Source organism: Cytobacillus depressus, from assembly GCF_008923245.1.
GTDB classification, from domain to species: Bacteria; Bacillota; Bacilli; order Bacillales; family Cytobacillaceae; genus Cytobacillus; species Cytobacillus depressus.
Window position 1 is genome coordinate 746908 of the sequence record NZ_WBOS01000001.1, and the last position, 16995, is coordinate 763902.

20 protein-coding genes are annotated in these 16995 nt (G+C 38.2%); 3 read left to right on the top strand and 17 right to left on the bottom strand.

What is annotated here, in order from left to right; translation table 11 throughout:
* Nucleotides 1-45: 45 nt before the first annotated feature.
* The 11 genes from F7731_RS03640 to F7731_RS03685 all read right to left on the bottom strand — a co-directional run bounded on the left by F7731_RS03640 (nt 46) and on the right by F7731_RS03685 (nt 9288).
* A complete protein-coding gene (locus F7731_RS03640; protein WP_151533396.1) occupies nt 46-1128 on the bottom strand; it encodes an AI-2E family transporter in 1083 nt (360 codons plus the stop codon).
* Between the two features lie 115 nt (nt 1129-1243).
* Nucleotides 1244-1375, bottom strand: coding sequence for a YrzQ family protein (locus F7731_RS03645; protein WP_151533397.1), 132 nt, complete (start codon nt 1373-1375; stop codon nt 1244-1246).
* Nucleotides 1376-1439: 64 nt separating this feature from the next.
* On the bottom strand, nt 1440-1631 hold the full coding sequence (locus F7731_RS03650; RefSeq protein WP_151533398.1) for a hypothetical protein: 192 nt from the start codon (nt 1629-1631) through the stop codon (nt 1440-1442).
* Nucleotides 1632-1643: 12 nt separating this feature from the next.
* A complete protein-coding gene (locus tag F7731_RS03655) occupies nt 1644-2117 on the bottom strand; it encodes a PRC-barrel domain-containing protein (RefSeq protein WP_151533399.1) in 474 nt (157 codons plus the stop codon).
* A gap of 103 nt (nt 2118-2220) precedes the next feature.
* Complete coding sequence (locus tag F7731_RS26330; protein ID WP_170289632.1) at nt 2221-2388, bottom strand: hypothetical protein; 168 nt, start codon at nt 2386-2388, stop codon at nt 2221-2223.
* A 116-nt stretch (nt 2389-2504) separates the two neighbouring features.
* Nucleotides 2505-4940, bottom strand: coding sequence for an SF1B family DNA helicase RecD2 (recD2, locus tag F7731_RS03660; protein WP_151533400.1), 2436 nt, complete (start codon nt 4938-4940; stop codon nt 2505-2507).
* Nucleotides 4941-4973: 33 nt separating this feature from the next.
* Nucleotides 4974-5633, bottom strand: coding sequence for a tetratricopeptide repeat protein (locus tag F7731_RS03665; protein WP_151533401.1), 660 nt, complete (start codon nt 5631-5633; stop codon nt 4974-4976).
* Nucleotides 5634-5761: 128 nt separating this feature from the next.
* The gene (gene mnmA / locus F7731_RS03670; protein WP_151533402.1) at nt 5762-6877 is read right to left on the bottom strand and encodes a tRNA 2-thiouridine(34) synthase MnmA; all 1116 of its coding nucleotides are present in this window, start codon (nt 6875-6877) and stop codon (nt 5762-5764) included.
* Between the two features lie 31 nt (nt 6878-6908).
* Nucleotides 6909-8051, bottom strand: coding sequence for a cysteine desulfurase family protein (locus tag F7731_RS03675; RefSeq protein ID WP_151533403.1), 1143 nt, complete (start codon nt 8049-8051; stop codon nt 6909-6911).
* 137 nt (nt 8052-8188) lie between these two features.
* Nucleotides 8189-8608: a cysteine metabolism transcriptional regulator CymR gene (cymR, locus tag F7731_RS03680; protein ID WP_151533404.1), complete on the bottom strand. Its 420-nt coding sequence runs from the start codon at nt 8606-8608 to the stop codon at nt 8189-8191.
* Nucleotides 8608-9288 (bottom strand): YczE/YyaS/YitT family protein, encoded by a 681-nt coding sequence (locus tag F7731_RS03685; protein WP_151533405.1) that lies wholly within the window; start codon nt 9286-9288, stop codon nt 8608-8610. The genes cymR and F7731_RS03685 overlap by 1 nt, the downstream gene beginning before the upstream one ends.
* A 164-nt stretch (nt 9289-9452) precedes the next feature.
* Here F7731_RS03685 and F7731_RS03690 point away from each other — a divergent pair, with 164 nt between their 5' ends.
* On the top strand, nt 9453-10718 hold the full coding sequence (locus F7731_RS03690) for a replication-associated recombination protein A (protein WP_151533406.1): 1266 nt from the start codon (nt 9453-9455) through the stop codon (nt 10716-10718).
* A 51-nt stretch (nt 10719-10769) separates the two neighbouring features.
* Here the strand turns inward: F7731_RS03690 and F7731_RS03695 are convergent, their stop codons facing one another.
* Genes F7731_RS03695 through F7731_RS03715 form a run of 5 tightly spaced genes read right to left on the bottom strand, consistent with a single transcriptional unit; the run spans nt 10770 to nt 14512 of the window.
* A complete protein-coding gene (locus F7731_RS03695) occupies nt 10770-11729 on the bottom strand; it encodes an ABC transporter permease (protein ID WP_151533407.1) in 960 nt (319 codons plus the stop codon).
* A complete protein-coding gene (locus F7731_RS03700) occupies nt 11722-12645 on the bottom strand; it encodes an ABC transporter ATP-binding protein (protein WP_151533408.1) in 924 nt (307 codons plus the stop codon). Before F7731_RS03700 ends, F7731_RS03695 begins: the two co-directional genes overlap by 8 nt.
* 11 nt (nt 12646-12656) lie before the next feature.
* Nucleotides 12657-13349: an ABC transporter ATP-binding protein gene (locus tag F7731_RS03705; protein ID WP_151533409.1), complete on the bottom strand. Its 693-nt coding sequence runs from the start codon at nt 13347-13349 to the stop codon at nt 12657-12659.
* Nucleotides 13342-13725 carry a GntR family transcriptional regulator gene (locus F7731_RS03710; protein WP_151533410.1) on the bottom strand — a complete coding sequence of 128 codons (384 nt, stop codon included), beginning with the start codon at nt 13723-13725 and terminating at the stop codon, nt 13342-13344. The genes F7731_RS03705 and F7731_RS03710 overlap by 8 nt, the downstream gene beginning before the upstream one ends.
* 4 nt (nt 13726-13729) lie before the next feature.
* The gene (locus F7731_RS03715; RefSeq protein WP_151533411.1) at nt 13730-14512 is read right to left on the bottom strand and encodes a hypothetical protein; all 783 of its coding nucleotides are present in this window, start codon (nt 14510-14512) and stop codon (nt 13730-13732) included.
* 450 nt (nt 14513-14962) lie between these two features.
* On the opposite strand from F7731_RS03715, the gene F7731_RS27245 reads away from it, so the two are divergent.
* Nucleotides 14963-15304 carry a helix-turn-helix domain-containing protein gene (locus tag F7731_RS27245; RefSeq protein ID WP_425481976.1) on the top strand — a complete coding sequence of 114 codons (342 nt, stop codon included), beginning with the start codon at nt 14963-14965 and terminating at the stop codon, nt 15302-15304.
* Between the two features lie 8 nt (nt 15305-15312).
* A complete protein-coding gene (locus F7731_RS03720) occupies nt 15313-16152 on the top strand; it encodes an IS3 family transposase (protein WP_425481982.1) in 840 nt (279 codons plus the stop codon).
* A 39-nt stretch (nt 16153-16191) separates the two neighbouring features.
* On the opposite strand, the gene F7731_RS03725 is transcribed toward F7731_RS03720, so the two are convergent.
* Entirely contained in the window at nt 16192-16968 is a 777-nt protein-coding gene (locus tag F7731_RS03725; RefSeq protein ID WP_151533413.1) for a tRNA threonylcarbamoyladenosine dehydratase, read from the bottom strand.
* Nucleotides 16969-16995: the final 27 nt, after the last annotated feature.

Below are 16995 nucleotides of genomic sequence, written 5' to 3' on the forward strand. Positions count from 1 at the left end.
CATTTCTAGTTATAGTCGAATTATATCGATTCGAAATCATGTTTGTCAAGGACGTGAAAATTTCGAGTTAGGTCTTTTCATAAAATGAAATCTTGCGTGCACGAGACTGACTTTTAAAATAGCAAGAATAGGGACAGCGATAATAAGGCCGATGACACCGCCTGCTTCCCCGCCGGCCAATAAAGCAAACATGATGACAAGCGGATGCATATCTAAGCTTTTGCCCATAATCATCGGGGATAAAATATTCCCCTCAAGAAATTGTAAAACAAAAACGATTACGACCGAAATAATAATCAACTTTACCGAGATAGTGGCTGCAATAACTACTGCTGGAATGACGCCAAAAAATGGACCAAAATAAGGGATGACATTTGTTAAGCCAATAATGAACCCTAGCAGCAACGGGTATTTCATATCAAAAATCCAAAAAAGAAGTGCGGATATAGCTCCTATGACAACGCAAACTAGAATTTGACCTCTTATATAGCTCCCAAGTGATTTATCAATGTCTCGTAAAAATAAAATCCCTTCCTGCCTCCATTTTCTCGGTGTTACATACCAAATTGTCCGTTTCATTAAATCAAAATCCTTTATCATATAAAAAGAAATAAACGGAACAATTGCGATAATAAGCGAATAATTCAACACATTCATCAAAATATTGACGCTTTTAGAAAGCATTTTATCTAACGCTGATTCTAAAGCAATAATCCCTTCATCAATTCTTGCTTGGATTCCTTCTGGCCATGTTGATGTTTTTTCCTGAATGGTCTCCACCCAACCGCGATATTGATTCGCAAATTGAGGTGCATTTTCCGACAAATCCTTTAATTGATGTATAAATGCCGGGATGCCTTTATAAAGAGCAAAACCAAGCCCGCCAAAAAATAAAACATATATGCCAAAAACTGCAACTCCCTTATTCAAACCGCTATTACTTATCTTCTCTACAATAGGATGAAGTAAATAAGTAATAAAAGCGGCAATGATAAAAGGGATGAAGACGGCCATAATTATTTTTAAAACAGGTAACCAAAGCTGCTGCAGCTTAAGAAAGACAAAAAGGACAATAAATAGAAGAAGGAGAAAGCCTAAGCGGTAATACCATTTTAACCGAATGTCCACGTTCTCCCTCCTAAAATCTCCATTATTTTTTTATTATTGAGTTGAGTGCAGTTTTTATACACAATTTCAATTTATACAAAAAGGACTAACGCTTAGTTTACGTTAGTCCTTGTGATTAGAACATTTTAGTGATTCTTCTTTGCAGCTTTTTTCTTTGGCGGCTAGACATTAAGTTATTTCTTTGAATAAGGTCATAAGCAGCCATTCCTGCACCGAAAGCGATTGCAGTCGTTACCATTCGTTTCATTCCGATTCCCCCGTTACAATATTTTTTTTTGGCACAATTTTTGCAACGATGGCACGAATAAATATTAAGATAGATACCGGCGCTCTTCTTCTTCGAAAAGGTCATCAAGAGAACTTAATGTACCATCTTCCTCCACTTGGTGAGTGTTAATTACACCTTTAGCAACGGTCAGTTCAATAAAGCAGCCCCAGCAATAATATTGGCTAATTCCAATTTTTCCAATATCTTTGCTTTGGCAATTAGGACATTTTAACACAGGGCAGACACCTCATTCTTTCACATTTACGATGATGGCGTCCTTCCCAATTGCGGGTGGAATATCGGTTTTTACGACACGTTTTCCTTCCAGCATATCTGAAAAAAAGCCATCCGAGAGTTCATACCCTATGATTGTCCCCACTTCTTCAAGAAAATATACATCTTCTAATAAGCCTAGCCGCTCTCCTTCTCTCGTCATCATCATTTTTCCAGTGAGCGGATTTTGACTTTCAAAGGTATATTCATTAATTTTCTTGATTGGTTCAAGAACCTCATGACTCTCGACCATAACCCCGTCCCAGCCAAATGAGGAAACATCCTTTACTTTGAGTAAAAGACTCCTTTTCAATATCGTCCCTTTACGAACTATAAGACCAGTTACCGTTCCACATACGGAGATATTTAAATCAAATACATCACCAATTTTTGTCCCGCTTTTTATTTCAAATACTGGCAGCCCTTTTAACAATGAAAATGTCCGCAAAAGTATGTCCCACCTTCCCGGAACATTAATAGTTTGCGTATTTTTCATTAAAAAATAATGTAATTCCGTTTCCAATCCCGCCAGTAATAACATTTAGAAATAGCTACTTTTTGTTATATCTTGGCTTATTAAATCTTTCATTTCTTTCTCCGCCATCGGAAAGCTCTTCGGAAAATTCCTCGTTCAGCCAATTATCTATTCTCGATCCACTTTGAATTTCTGCTGAAGTTAAGTTGTTATTTGGTGCTGCCTCTTCATTCCATTTTCCCATTCTGAACCCTCCATTTTAATACGTTTCTGTTGATTTCCGCTCCAATCAACAACAAAATAGCAATATCAACAATTTCCTTTAATTAACAAAGAACAGCCTTTTCAGACTGCTCTTCATTAGCTATTTTCTATTTCCATAAAATCATACGGTGTTATATTTCCCAATCCAATCAATGGGTCGGCTATCATTAGTGTTTCTTCATAAGTTAATGATTCCATCTCATCGGCTTCCATTATTTCTTCAGGTGCATTTTCATGATCTCCAATTGCTTCTTGAAGCTTTTCGGTTAAAGTTGTCAATCTTGAAAACTCATCCGCTCTTTCCACACCTAATCTAAGAGCTTCTTCTTCCCCACATAAAATCAAAAACTGTTTACTTCGGGTAATTGCAGTGTATAGCAAATTTCTTCGGAGCATTCGATAATAGCTCTTCACAACCGGAAGAATGACTATTGGAAATTCGCTTCCCTGTGATTTATGGACAGAACAGCAATAGGCATGAGTTATTTGATTTAAATCTTGACGAGTATACGTCACTTCCGTCCCGTCAAAGGATGCGATAATCATATCTTGCTTTTCCGTATTTTCTTTCGCATAAAAGATGGAAACAATTTCGCCCATATCACCATTAAAAACATGGCTCTCCGGCTGGTTGACAAGCTGTAGAATTTTATCTCCGATACGGTATTGCACATCGCCAAATGCAAGCTCTTTTCGGGATCCATCAGGATTCGGGTTAAAAATCTCCTGTAGCATTTCATTTAACTTATCAATCCCAGCTGGTCCTCGATACATTGGTGCGAGTACTTGGATATCTTTCGCTGTATAACCTTTTTTCTTCGCATTTAAAACGACTTTTTCTACAACCGTTGCGATTTGCCCTTGGCTGCATTTAAAAAAGGATCTGTCGGCTTGCTGTGCCGTTAAATTTTCCGGTAGCTTTCCTTTTTTCATTTCATGAGCAAGCTCAATGATAGACGATCCTTCAGCCTGCCGGTAAATATCTGTTAATCGAACTGTGGGAATCCGCTGGGAACTTAGCAAATCCTTTAATACTTGTCCCGGACCGACAGATGGCAGCTGATCTTCGTCGCCAACTAATATTACTTGCAAGTTTTCGGGAAGGGCTTTAAATAGCTGATTGGCAAGCCAAATATCTACCATCGATGTTTCATCAACAATTAATATTTTGCCCTCGAGTGTATTTTCCTCATGACGGTCAAAACCTTCCGTTCCATTCCAACCGAGTAGCCTATGAATTGTGACAGCAGGTAATCCTGTTGATTCCGCCATCCTTTTCGCTGCTCTGCCAGTCGGTGCTGCTAATAAAAACGGAAACGGCTCTTCTTTTTTGTAGTCCTTTGGATTTAAAGAACAGCCGTGCAGTTCAGCATATAATTCAACAATCCCTTTTATAACTGTTGTTTTTCCCGTTCCCGGACCACCCGTTAAAATTAGCATTGGTGACATGAGAGCTGTTTGAATGGCCTCTTTTTGCGTTGGAGCATACTGCACTTTTAGCCGTTCCTCAAGTTTTCCAAGTGCGAGCAGAAATTCCGATTCTGGGAACTGTTCATCATATTGAGTCTGCTTTAAAATCCGCTTTATATTTGTTACAAGACCTTTTTCAGAAAAAAATAGGGAAGGCAAATATAATCTTTGTTCTTCAACGATAATTTTTCCCTCTTCTTGAAGCTTGATGATTTCATCGGAAATGTCGCTAAACTCTATCTCATCCCGCTTATTGTCCTCTAAAAGCTTTTTCGTGCTTTGCAGGAGCTCCCTAGCTTCCATATACACATGCCCAGTCTGCATGCTTTCCATTTCTAAATTGTAAAGGCAAGCGGCTCTAATTCTCGCTGGATGATTGCCGGAAATTCCAAGCTTAAATCCTAGTTCGTCTGCTCTTCCAAAACCAATCCCTTCCACATCTTCTACTAGTTTATATGGGTTGTTTTGAATTACATTTAGCGTTTCCTCTTTATAGATCTGGTAAATTCTCATCGAAACCTGAGGGCCGAATCCATATTGATTTAAGGCAATCATAGCCTGCTCAATACCTTGATGCTGCATAAGTGTATCGTATAAGGACTTTGCTTTTTCCGGGGGGAGCTTTGGAATGTTATCAAGCAAGGAAGGCTCGTTTAATATTCGTGTAATCGCATTTTCCCCAAGGATCTCTACAATGGTTTCCGCTGTTTTTTTGCCAATTCCTTTAAATAGCTCACTAGATAAATAATTGACTACACCCTGTTTCGTCTGCGGGATGTCTTTGCGGTAGTGGCTGGCATGTAGCTGGACGCCGAATTTAGGATGGTCTTTCAAGTCTCCGTAGAAAATATATGTCTCTTGCTCGTGCATTTTTGGAAAATAACCAGTAATGACCGCCTCTTTTTCTTCATATTGATGGTTTGTTTCATCCACTCGGATTCGTAAAACCGTATATAAATTTTGCTCATTATGAAAAATAGTTACGAGATGGCGGCCTTTTATGTATTTCTTTTCTTGTTCGGAAAATAAATCTAATGACCCCTGCGAGTTCTGCCCTTCCATTGCTCCTCCTCCTTCCCTTACACTGTTTGCTTTCTATTCTAAACTTCCTTTTTCAATTAGCTTTTTACCGTAGCCAGCTAGTAAATGGTCCGGCTGAATATTTAAAGCCTTGTCGAAATATTCAAGCGCCAGAGCTTCATTTTCTTTAAACCCATAAGCAACACCTAGGTTATAATAGGCATCGGCATGGTTTGGCTCAATTTTTATACATTGCTCTAGCTGAACGATTGATTCATCGATAAAATTTTCTTGCGCTAAACATAGTCCATACTGAAAAAAGCCTTCTTCATCATTTTCATTTAACTCCGTACTTCGCTGTAAATAAGGGAGAGCTAATTTTCCTTGCTCTAGAGCCATTAATGTTAGTCCAAGCATAAAATAATTATCTCCGGATTCGAGCCCCTTTTTCATCGCAGTTTCAAACATTTTTTTAGCTTCCTGAAAATTCTGCAGCTCATAATATAAATTTCCTGCACTATAATAGGCTGTCGCCGCATTCGGATCAATCGCCATTGCTTTTTCGTAAAATTGTAATGCCTTTTCATTCTCTCCGACTGCCGATAAAACATTGCCAAAATTGATGTAAGATGCTGGGTCTGCCGGCTTTTCCTCAATTGCTTCCATAAAAATTTTAGCCGCTTCTTCCCATTTTCCTTCTTGCATATATTGAATACCTATTTGGTTTTTATCCATTTTCACATTCACTCCGTTTCACTAAAAAGTATAGCATATTCTTCCTAAGTTCAAACGAGCAAAAAAAAGGGCTCCCGACTCTGTATAACAGAACCAAAAGAGCCCTTTTAATATTTCAGTCATTTTGCTTATCCTACATAATCAAGACGCTTTCCATCTTTATAAACTTCATCGATAGTTCCGCCACCTAAGCATTCGTCGCCATCGTAAAATACAACAGCCTGTCCAGGAGTAACCGCTCTAATTGGTTCATCAAAAATGACTCTAACTTTGTCATCTGCCAATAGCTCGACAGTAACTTTATTATCTGGCTGGCGGTATCTAAATTTCGCTGTACATGTAAATGTTTGCGGTTTTTCTTTATTTGAAGTCCAACCGACATTCACAGCTGTAATCGAATCAGAATAAAGCTTTTCATTATGGAAGCCTTGTCCGACATAAAGCACATTTCTCTTTAAGTCCTTCCCAATAGCAAACCACGGCTCACCAGATCCACCGATGCCTAATCCATGGCGCTGTCCGATTGTATAATACATGAGCCCGTCATGCTTCCCCATAACTTTGCCGTCAAAGGTTTCCATATTTCCCGGCTGAGCTGGCAAATAACCTCCAAGAAACTCCTTGAAATTTCGCTCACCAATAAAGCAAATCCCAGTACTATCCTTCTTCGTAGCTGTAGCAAGATTAGCCTCAAGAGCAATCTCCCTAACCTTTGATTTCTCAATATCACCGATCGGGAACATAACTTTTTCAAGCTGAGATTGCCCAAGCTGGTTGAGGAAATAAGTTTGATCCTTATTTTCATCGATGCCGCGCAGCATTTTATATTCGCCATCACGATAATCGACCCGAGCATAATGTCCTGTTGCTAAATAATCAGCCCCAAGTTTCACCGCATGCTCGAGAAAAGCCTTAAACTTAATTTCTTTATTACACATCACATCAGGATTTGGTGTTCGGCCCGCTTTATATTCATCTAAAAAATAGGTGAAAACTTTGTCCCAATATTGCTTTTCAAAATTTACTGCATAATAAGGGATGCCAATTTGATTACAAACGCGAATGACGTCATTATAATCCTCCGTTGCCGTACAAACGCCGTTCTCATCTGTATCATCCCAGTTTTTCATAAAAATGCCGATTACATCATAACCTTGCTCTTTTAATAAAAGAGCTGCGACTGATGAATCGACCCCGCCTGACATACCAATAACAACGCGTGTGTCCTTTGGCGCTTTTTTCATAAAACTTCACCACGTTTCTTATCTAATATTTCTATGTTGTTAATCGTTTAACGATTTTACTTGTTTCCTCAGCAACTACCTCGATTTGCTCCAAAGTATTAGTAAGCCCAAAGCTAAACCGAATGGAATTTTGAATCCGTTCATCATCCTTGCCAAACATCGCAACAAGTACATGTGACGGATCAATGGAACCTGCTGTACATGCTGACCCACTCGAAGCAGCGATGCCTGCTAAATCAAGATTCACTAGCATGGCTTCCACATTCGTTCCGGGAAAGCTTAAGTTTAAAATATGAGGCAATGAAAAATCAAGTGATCCGTTTTGAGTAAAGTCCACTTTATTTTCTATCAGCTTTTTAATAAAACTAGACTTGAATTGCTCATATTTTTCTCTTTTTGCTTCCATTTCCTGTTGTAAGATACGAACCGCTTCTAAAAAACCGGCAATCGAAGGAACATTTTCAGTTCCTGCCCGTCTTTTTCTTTCCTGCTCCCCGCCGAATAAACGTGAAGAAAGCGTCACATCTTTATTCACATATAAAAAGCCAATCCCTTTTGGCCCATTTATTTTATGAGCGGACACCGACATTAAGTCAATGCTGCTTTCCTTAACATTTATTTTTTCAAGACCGTATGCTTGAACAGCATCTGTATGGAAGATTGCCTGATGAGAAGCTATAATTTCACCGATTTCTTTAATTGGCTGGATTGTACCGACTTCATTGTTGCCATACATGATTGTAACAAGTATCGTATCGTCTCTTAAGGCATGCTTTAAATCAATTAAAGAAATCCTTCCCTCTTGATCAACAGGTAAATATGTTACATCAAAGCCTTCCTTCTCCAGCTGTTCACAAGTATGAAAAACGGCATGATGTTCTATTTTCGTCGTTATAATATGTTTGCCCTTATGCTGATAAGCTTGGGCAATACCAAATATTGCATGATTATCAGCTTCCGTACCGCCGCTTGTAAAAATAATTTCATTTGCTTGGGCTCCAATACTTTGCGCCATTTCCGCACGAGCTTCATCTATAATATGACGAGCACCACGGCCAAATGAATGGATACTGGATGGATTTCCGAATTCGGTATTCATGACCTCCATCATTTTATCAATCACCTTAGGGTGCATAGGAGATGTTGCTGCATGATCAACATATATCCGCTCCAAGTCGTTCACCTACTTATACTATTTAAATATATCCGCTAGTTTTGCTACTTTATCCGCGACTTTTTGGATATATCCGCCACTTGGACTAATTTATCCGCCAGATCTACAATATATCCGCCGCTCATATTATTTATCGCCTAAATGTAAAACATATAGCCATCTGTTGTTCCATCATCTGTATAGTTAGCTAAATCTTCAAGTGTTGTATTATCTAACACGTCCTTAACTGCATCACGAATCCTCATCCAAAGATGTTTCTTCGCAGGTCCTTCATCCTCAATTCCTTCTACTGGACTAATCGGTCCTTCTAAGACACGGATAATGTCCGCAGCTGTTATTTTTGCTGGTTCATCTCCTAAAATATAGCCTCCATACGCTCCACGAATACTTTTTACTAAACCAGCATTTCTTAAAGGCGCAATAAGCTGCTCTAAATAATGCTCAGAAAGATCATTTGTTTGGGCTATTAACTTTAACGAAGTTGGCCCTTCACCATGTTTTTTTGCTAATTCGATCATAATCGTTAAGCCATAGCGGCCTTTCGTCGATATTTTCATTAACTTACACCTCTATCTTTTTCATTTAAAGCTAGTTTTGTATGTTTTGACTTTATTTTTGCTAAAAATCTGTCCGTCATTTTCTGACATTGGGGTAGAGCGATTCCAGCGATTGGTCCTATCGTAACCCCGATAATAACAGTTCCCCAAAAAACCGGACCACCAAGCTGCCAGCCAATGATTAATACGACAACCTCCATACAAAACCTGGCATGACTAACTTTCCAGCCTGTTTTTGACGTTAAGGCAATCATTAAACTATCTCTTGGACCTGCTCCAAATTTTGCAGAAATATAAAAGCCCATCCCGTAGCAACAAATAATTAATCCGCTAGCAAACATAATTATCTTTCCCAAAAGTGAAGTTGGGGTTTGCATAAAGGGAAGCCATAAATAAAAGTCCATAAACAGGCCAAATAAAACCATATTTAAGAAAGCACCAATTTTAGGGAACTCCTTCAAAATAACTGATGACGCGACCAAAATTGCAATTCCAACAATAATGGTCCATGTGCCAATGGTCAGCCCTAACTTGTAATATAATCCTACATGTAAAACATCCCACGGGGTTGCACCTAAATCAGCAAGAATTAGCAGTACAGCCCCGAGAGTCATTACGAGCAATCCAACTATAAAAACAATGAATCTTGGACCTATTTGGTTCCCTTTTATCTTATTCATTTGCCCATTTCTCCTCGAGTGGAAAGCTTATTCACAGTATTTATATAGACTTTTGTAATTATAGCATATATAAAAGTGATAATCATTTTGTCAATCCTAATAATATGGTATGTTTAATATTATTGTGCCGGCTATTGTTGCCTTAAAGATTTGGAGTGAGACATATGAATATTAAGCCATTAGCATTCCGAATGCGGCCGAGAACGATCGAAGAAATCATTGGGCAAGAGCATCTTGTAGCGGACGGGAAAATTATTAATCGGATGGTCAAAGCAAAGCAGCTGTCTTCAATGATTTTATATGGTCCGCCTGGAATCGGAAAAACATCGATTGCTAGTGCTATTGCAGGGAGTACTCGCTATGCCTTTCGGAATTTAAATGCGGTGACGAATAATAAAAAGGATATGGAGATTGTAGCTGCCGAAGCAAAAATGTCTGGCAAGGTGATCCTTCTTCTAGATGAAGTACATCGGTTAGATAAAGGAAAACAGGATTTCCTGCTGCCCTTTTTAGAAAATGGTATGATTACTTTAATTGGGGCGACAACAAGCAATCCTTACCACGCTATTAACCCTGCAATCCGCAGCCGCTGTCAAATTTTTGAATTAAAGCCTTTATCGGTTGAAAATATTAAAGTAGCACTACTTAGAGCCATTGAAGATAAGGAACGTGGATTAGGAGAAAAGAATATTCAGTTAACAGATGAAGCCTTAACTCATTTTGCCACAGCCTCAAATGGAGATGTAAGAAGCTCCTTAAACGCTTTAGAATTAGCCGTTTTATCAACGGAGCCGAATGAAGAGAATATTATTCAAATCGATTTAGCGGCAGCTGAAGAATGCATGCAGCGAAAAAGCTTAACACATGATAAAGACGGGGACGCGCACTATGATGTTCTTTCCGCCTTTCAAAAGTCCATTCGAGGAAGCGATGTCAATGCAGCTCTCCATTATTTAGGAAGATTAATTGAAGCAGGGGATCTTCAAAGCATAAGCAGGCGTTTATTAGTAATCGCCTATGAAGATATCGGCCTTGCTTCGCCTCAGGCGGGGGCTAGAACTTTGGCAGCGATTGAAACGGCAGAAAGAGTCGGTTTCCCTGAGGCAAGAATCCCACTTGCCAATGCAGTTATTGAGCTATGCCTGTCTCCAAAATCAAACTCAGCCATTTTGGCTATTGATTCTGCCCTTGCCGACATTAAGCAAGGGATGAGTGGAGAAGTTCCAGATCATTTAAAAGATGCGCATTATAAAGGAGCAAAAGAGCTTGGTAGAGGGATTGACTACAAATATCCCCATTATTATGAGGGTGGCTGGGTAAAACAGCAATACCTTCCTAATAAAATCAAAAACAAAGTATACTATCAACCTAAGAAAACAGGTAAATTCGAGCAAGCTCTAGCTTCGATTTATTCGAATTTGCATAAATAAATGCACAGAAGAAATCGCTTAAATGGTGATTTCTTCTGTGCATTTTCGTTATTATGCCGCTACATCCCTCTTCTTAAATACATAGAAAGCAACCGTTTGAAACAAAAGGAAGTATATGATTAACATAATGACCGAAAAGCCCAATGTCATCCCGGCTACGATCGGTGTTCCCTCAAAATATTGCAGTAAATCCGTATTGGCAAACAAAATATATTTTGCCCACACATATTTCATGGAAATCAATCTTGTCACCTGTTCCCCCATAAATAAAAGGAAGATCGATAATCCAATTGCCAGTGAACTATTTCTAAATGCTGATGAAATCATAAAAGCCATGGTCGCTAGCATCAACATATTAATTGATTTTAAACCGTAAATATTAATTAAATGAACAAACATACTTTGCTCGTGAACTTTTCCATTAAAATAATATAAGTGAGTGGTCGACTGCTCAGGCATGCCAAAAAGGATGCCTCCTAGCGCTGCAGAATAAACAAATAACAGAACAAGCAAGAATAAACCGAATAGGAGAACCGTAATATATTTTGACAATAAAATTTTTCCTCTTTTGATTGGCCTGATTAATAATAGTTTGATTGTTCCCCAGTTAAATTCACTTGCTACAATTCCCGCTGCAATAATAATTGTAAATAATCCAATAAAATCAATGGAAAACGAAGTATCATTAACAAATCCCCAAATCGAATATTCTTCATTTGGCGAAATATTATGTTCAATTCGATACGTATTGAGGGCTATGTTTCTTTCATTATGGTTTATTATTTCATAAGAGGCGGATGTCCCCATTTCCTGTAGCTGTTTTTTGTACTCCTCGTTTTGCGTTTGAAGTCCCCTTTTCCATTCAGAATTGTCAGGGAGAGCCCCTCTCGTTTCCTGATATTTTATAAATCCGCCTGCAATCGTCGTGACTAGTATCAGGATACCAATCATTACAAACGTACCTGGTCGCTTAAATATTTTCATTAATTCATTTTGTATGAGCCTAAACATGTTCATGCCCCTCCTGTGCAGTCACTTCGAGGAAGCGATCTTCCAATGTTTTCGTTATCTCATTAATGCCATAAATTGAAATCCCTTTATGAACGAATTCCTTAATTACAATCGGTATCTCTTCTCTTTTTAACGGAACTGATACACCATATTCAGCTAACTGCACATGAACATTCGGAAAAACTGTTTTTAATACATTAATTGCTTGTTCTACCCCATCAACTTCAATTTCATAAACCTTCTCATTTCCTTGTACAAAATCACTAATAAGCTGAACATCAACAAGCTTTCCTTTTTGGATAATTCCGATGCGGTCACACATCATTTCCATTTCAGATAATAAGTGACTGGAAACGATAACCGCCATATCTTTCTCCCGCGCAAGCATTCTTAAATGATCCCGAATTTCGCGAATTCCTGCTGGATCTAATCCATTTGTAGGTTCATCAAGAATTAATACTTTTGGATCATGAAGGAGACATTGTGCAAGCCCAAGTCTTTGTCTCATACCAAGGGAATAGGTTTTCACCTTATCATGAATTCTTTCTGTAAGACCAACCAGCTCCACAGTTTCGTCTATTTTACTCTTCGAAATGCCGCCTGACATTCTCGCATAATGAAGAAGATTTTGATAGCCGTTCATAAACTTATACATTTCGGGATTTTCAACGATAGCTCCAACATGGGTAATAGCTTTTTCAAAATCCGTCTTTATGCTATGACCAAGGATTTTTATATCACCAGAAGTCATCCCGATCAACCCAACAATCATCCGTATCGTCGTTGTCTTTCCGGCCCCATTCGGTCCAAGAAAACCGAACACTTCCCCTTTATTCACATTAAAACTCAAAGAATCAATAATCGTTCTTCCCTTTATCACTTTTGATACATTTTGAATTTCGACAATGGCGCCCATTTTTTCTCCTCTCATTCTTTAAAAGTCTGTTTCAACCATTCAATGATAGAAAGACCTCTTGTTTCTCTTAGATCCTCTACTTGATGACGTTCAATTATTCTTCCATTTTGTATAGCAAGGACTTCGTCAAGCAGTGGCTCAATTTCATCAATTTCGTGTGTTGCAATAATGACAATTTGATTTTCAAAATCTATATAAGTCAGTAATCCCTTCACGATCGAGTCTCTGACCATTGGATCTAGACCAGAAAATGGCTCATCCAAAAGCAATACGGATGCTTCTCTTGCTAGGGCAAGAACTAGTTTTAACCGCCCACGATTTCCTTTTGATAATTGCTTAATCTTTTTATCAGGATCTAATTTCATGAATTGAAGTAATTCCTTTGCACGGTCCATGCGAAAATCTTGAAATTGTGAAGCATAAAAACTTATCATATCCTTGACCTTAAAAGTCTGATAAAACATATCAAGTTCTGTTAAATAAGCTACATCAGCTGCTATTTTTCGGTCAGCCGTTCTGCCATTAACCATTACTTTTCCAGAAGTAGGATGGGTTAGACCAGCGATTAGTTTCAAGGTTGTTGATTTCCCACTTCCATTCGGTCCAAGTAAACCGTATATTTTCCCTGTTTCAAGTGTAAAGGAAACATCATCTAAACCAACTTCACGGCCGTATTTTTTCAATACATTCTGGAATTCAATCATTCCCATCCACTCGCTTTCCTTTTATATAAGACTCCAGGCCAGAAATCATTTCTTCTTCTGAAAAGCCAAGCTCCTTCATGTTATTAAAAAAGGCTTCAATTACTTCCATTTGCAGCTTTACCTTTAACTCTTTAATCAGGTCGATATTTTCTGTTACAAAAGTTCCTTGGCCTCGTTTCGTTTCCACGATTTCCATCCTCTCCAATTCACTATAAGTTCGCTGAATCGTATTTGGATTAACCCCCGATTGGATCGCCATTTCTCGCACAGAAGGAAGCTTGTTGCCAGGCATTAAATCTCCTCTAATAATTTGCTGATTAATTTTATCAACGATTTGCATATATATTGGCTTCGACGCTTGGAATTCTTCTCCCATCACACTACACCTCTACTTTCCGCTCTAGAAGCCATACTGCGATATAAAAAACAATAATTGCAATACCAGCGAAAATAAGCAGACTCATAGTTGGTATTTTCGTTACATCATGAAATCCTATTGAGGAATTTCCTGCATTGAATTGCATCGGATTCTTTTGATTTAGATGAATGACGCCAATATTGATTATTTTTTTGTAAAGAGGCAGTTTTTCAAGGGAGGTTCCTATTATTTGAAGTACATTCCAGATGATAATTAATATTGGCCAACGGAATTTTTTCAGTACAGGGACACTTTTTAATGAATGATACAATGACCAATAAAATAACACCCAAATCCCAAGATATATTGAGAAAGAAGCAATTCCAGCACTAGTTAGGAGCAGATTAGGAACGAATCCACCAGTAAACCGAATGAAATGATCTGATTGAATCGAGAATAATAATTGCCATTTCGTTACCAACATAGAAAACAAAATAGAAATTAGGAAAAAGACAAATCCCGCTGCCAATTTGGCAAGTAAAAGCTTTGTGCCACTATTTGGATTATGGAGCCAAAGCTGTGTCTGTCCTTCTATATTTAGAGAAGTTAGTAAGTATGCAGGTAAATAAAAGGCATGGATAAAAAAAACAACGTAAGACATGATCATCGGAATGATCGGTTCATTGAAATATCCTGCTAAACCGATTCCTGTTAAATAAGCAATGATTTGCAAAGCAATCCCGGTTAAAAACCAATTTTTAGTCAATTTAATTTCCTTTTGCAATAGTCCTTTAAATGCTTCCACATTTGCCCCTCCTATTCAGGTGTTACAGTGTTCTAGCCAAATAGTACACTGGTACAAAGAGGTTAGTCAAGACTTTTTACAATTTTTTAGAAAAAATAGGCTATACAGTACGAAAAGTGAAAACGCCTCAATCACCCCCGACAAGCATAAGACGGCCCACTCGGAAAGGGGTTCTTTACCTTTCTGGGTGGATTGGCTTATGACCTCGAGGTCGACAAAAACGCGACGTCCTCCCGAAAGCTACACTTTTGTCATGCGATGTGTCACTGTCGAAGTCTTCCTTGTCCTGTCGCATTGTCGACACTAGTACAACCTGTACGTTGGGAGTAGCCGCTGGAGCTAGACAATAAAAAAAGCCCAGCATTTGATATTATCCCCTTTAAGTAGACAGTGTAAAAAGCCCATGATTTAATCACGGATGCTACACTACTACTTGGAGGGGATTTTTCTATGGCAAAAAAAGGACAAACCTTTAAACACTATACAGAAGATTTTAAGTTGAAAGCAGTCGAGATGTATTTGAATGGTGATGGTAGCTACAAATCCTTGTCTAAACAACTAGGGTTAAAAAGTTCTACTCAGTTAAAGAGTTGGGTAAAGAAATATGAAGAAGGCGGTAGTCTAGTTGATAAAAGAGGGAAAATGTCATCTTTAGATAATCCTCTTATGGGTAGACCCAAAACAAAATTTCAAAGTGTAGTGGAAGAACGAGATTACTACAAGGCGCAGGTTGAATATTTAAAAAAGCGCTATCCAAATCTACACGGGGTGGTGAAATCAAGAAATCAGTAAGGTTCGAGATTATTAATAAAATGAAGCAAACGTACCCTATTACATGGCTTATTGAAATAGCAGAGGTCAAACGTTCAAGTTATTACAAATGGGTAAAGACAATAACCTTACGTAAGAAGAGAATGAAGCAGGATCAAGATTTAATGGAGAAAATGCTTTCTGTCCACAACCAGCATAAAGAGTTTGGGTATCCTAGGATGGTCATCGCACTCAGAGAAAAAGGGTTCATAGTAAACCATAAAAAGGTTTATCGATTAATGAAGTTAATGAACATTCAATCAGTAATCAGGAAGAAATGGAGATATTTTGGTAAGAAAGGTTCTAAGGTATACCCGAACTTGGTTAATCGTGAATTCAAAGATAGAAAGAAAAATGAAGTACTAGTTAGTGATATAACATATATACCCTTCCAAAATAAATTTTACTATCTATCTGTAGTCCAGGACCTTTATAATAATGAAATTGTTTCTTGGAAGGTCTCAGACAGAAATAATCTAAAATTGGTTTTAGATACCATAGAGGACCTCAATAAAAAAAGAAACGTGTACGGAACCATCCTCCATTCAGATCAAGGATTCCAATACACGTCTAAGAAATACAACAAACGATTAAACAAATACGGCATAAGGGGCAGCCACTCTCGCAAAGGAAACTGCCTAGATAATGCCTGTATTGAATCGTTCTTTTCCCATTTCAAAACAGAAATGTTGTATCAATATGATTTTAAAACAGAAGAAGAGTTGATTCAAGCTATAGAAACATATATGTATCATTACAATTATAAGAGATTCCAAAAACGACTAAACCACCGTGCTCCGGTAGAATACCGTATCACGATGGCTGCGTAGTCTTTTTTGAGCTGTCTACTTGACAGGGGTAAGTTCACATTAGCTGGACTTGCTCTCATCTTTCACTCGGTTAATTTTTATATTGCTCAGGAGCTGTCTGACAACATAGCTGGCCATAACTAAACCAGCAACAGACGGAACGAATGCATTGGATGAAGGAGGCATTTTTGCTTTTCGGATGGTGGCGTCGTCTTTACCGACTTCCTTCCTGACATCTTCACGGATGACGATTGGACTTTCGTCAGAAAAAACAACTGGAATCCCTTTGCGAATCCCTTCTTTTCTTAAGCGCGTGCGAACGACCTTTGCAATTGGGTCTGTGTGTGTTTTAGAAATATCAGCAATTTGGAAACGGGTAGGATCCATCTTGTTCGCTGCACCCATACTTGAGATCATAGGAATATTTCTTTTTAAACATTCCTTCATCAAATGAATTTTATACGAAATCGTATCAGAAGCATCGACAACAAAGTCAAGACCGTACTCAAAGAACTGCTCATACGTTTCCTCTGTGTAAAACATTTTAAGAGCAATGACTTCACACTCTGGATTAATATCTTTAATTCGTTCCTTCATTAAATCCACTTTTGGCTGTCCTACAGTAGATAGCAAGGCAATGATCTGTCGATTAACATTTGTAATATCAACATCATCTTTATCAACTAAGACTAAACGACCTACTCCAGACCGAGCTAATGCTTCAGCAGCGAATGTCCCTACACCGCCAATACCTAGAACAGCAACTGTGCTGTTTTTCATGATATCAAGTCCGTCTTTACCAATCGCAAGCTCATTTCTAGAAAATTGATGCAACATATATTTTCAACTCCAAGCAATTTAGAA

Bases quoted from the DNA above. Each gene is read 5' to 3' on its own strand.
- F7731_RS03645 (WP_151533397.1), bottom strand. From the start codon at position 1,375: ATGAAACGAATGGTAACGACTGCAATCGCTTTCGGTGCAGGAATGGCT.
- F7731_RS26330 (WP_170289632.1), bottom strand. From the start codon at position 2,388: ATGGGAAAATGGAATGAAGAGGCAGCACCAAATAACAACTTAACTTCA.
- recD2 (WP_151533400.1), bottom strand. From the start codon at position 4,940: ATGGAAGGGCAGAACTCGCAGGGGTCATTAGATTTATTTTCCGAACAA.
- F7731_RS03665 (WP_151533401.1), bottom strand. From the start codon at position 5,633: ATGGATAAAAACCAAATAGGTATTCAATATATGCAAGAAGGAAAATGG.
- mnmA (WP_151533402.1), bottom strand. From the start codon at position 6,877: ATGAAAAAAGCGCCAAAGGACACACGCGTTGTTATTGGTATGTCAGGC.
- cymR (WP_151533404.1), bottom strand. From the start codon at position 8,608: ATGAAAATATCGACGAAAGGCCGCTATGGCTTAACGATTATGATCGAA.
- F7731_RS03685 (WP_151533405.1), bottom strand. From the start codon at position 9,288: ATGAATAAGATAAAAGGGAACCAAATAGGTCCAAGATTCATTGTTTTT.
- F7731_RS03690 (WP_151533406.1), top strand. From the start codon at position 9,453: ATGAATATTAAGCCATTAGCATTCCGAATGCGGCCGAGAACGATCGAA.
- F7731_RS03695 (WP_151533407.1), bottom strand. From the start codon at position 11,729: ATGTTTAGGCTCATACAAAATGAATTAATGAAAATATTTAAGCGACCA.
- F7731_RS03700 (WP_151533408.1), bottom strand. From the start codon at position 12,645: ATGGGCGCCATTGTCGAAATTCAAAATGTATCAAAAGTGATAAAGGGA.
- F7731_RS03705 (WP_151533409.1), bottom strand. From the start codon at position 13,349: ATGATTGAATTCCAGAATGTATTGAAAAAATACGGCCGTGAAGTTGGT.
- F7731_RS03710 (WP_151533410.1), bottom strand. From the start codon at position 13,725: ATGGGAGAAGAATTCCAAGCGTCGAAGCCAATATATATGCAAATCGTT.
- F7731_RS27245 (WP_425481976.1), top strand. From the start codon at position 14,963: ATGGCAAAAAAAGGACAAACCTTTAAACACTATACAGAAGATTTTAAG.
- F7731_RS03725 (WP_151533413.1), bottom strand. From the start codon at position 16,968: ATGTTGCATCAATTTTCTAGAAATGAGCTTGCGATTGGTAAAGACGGA.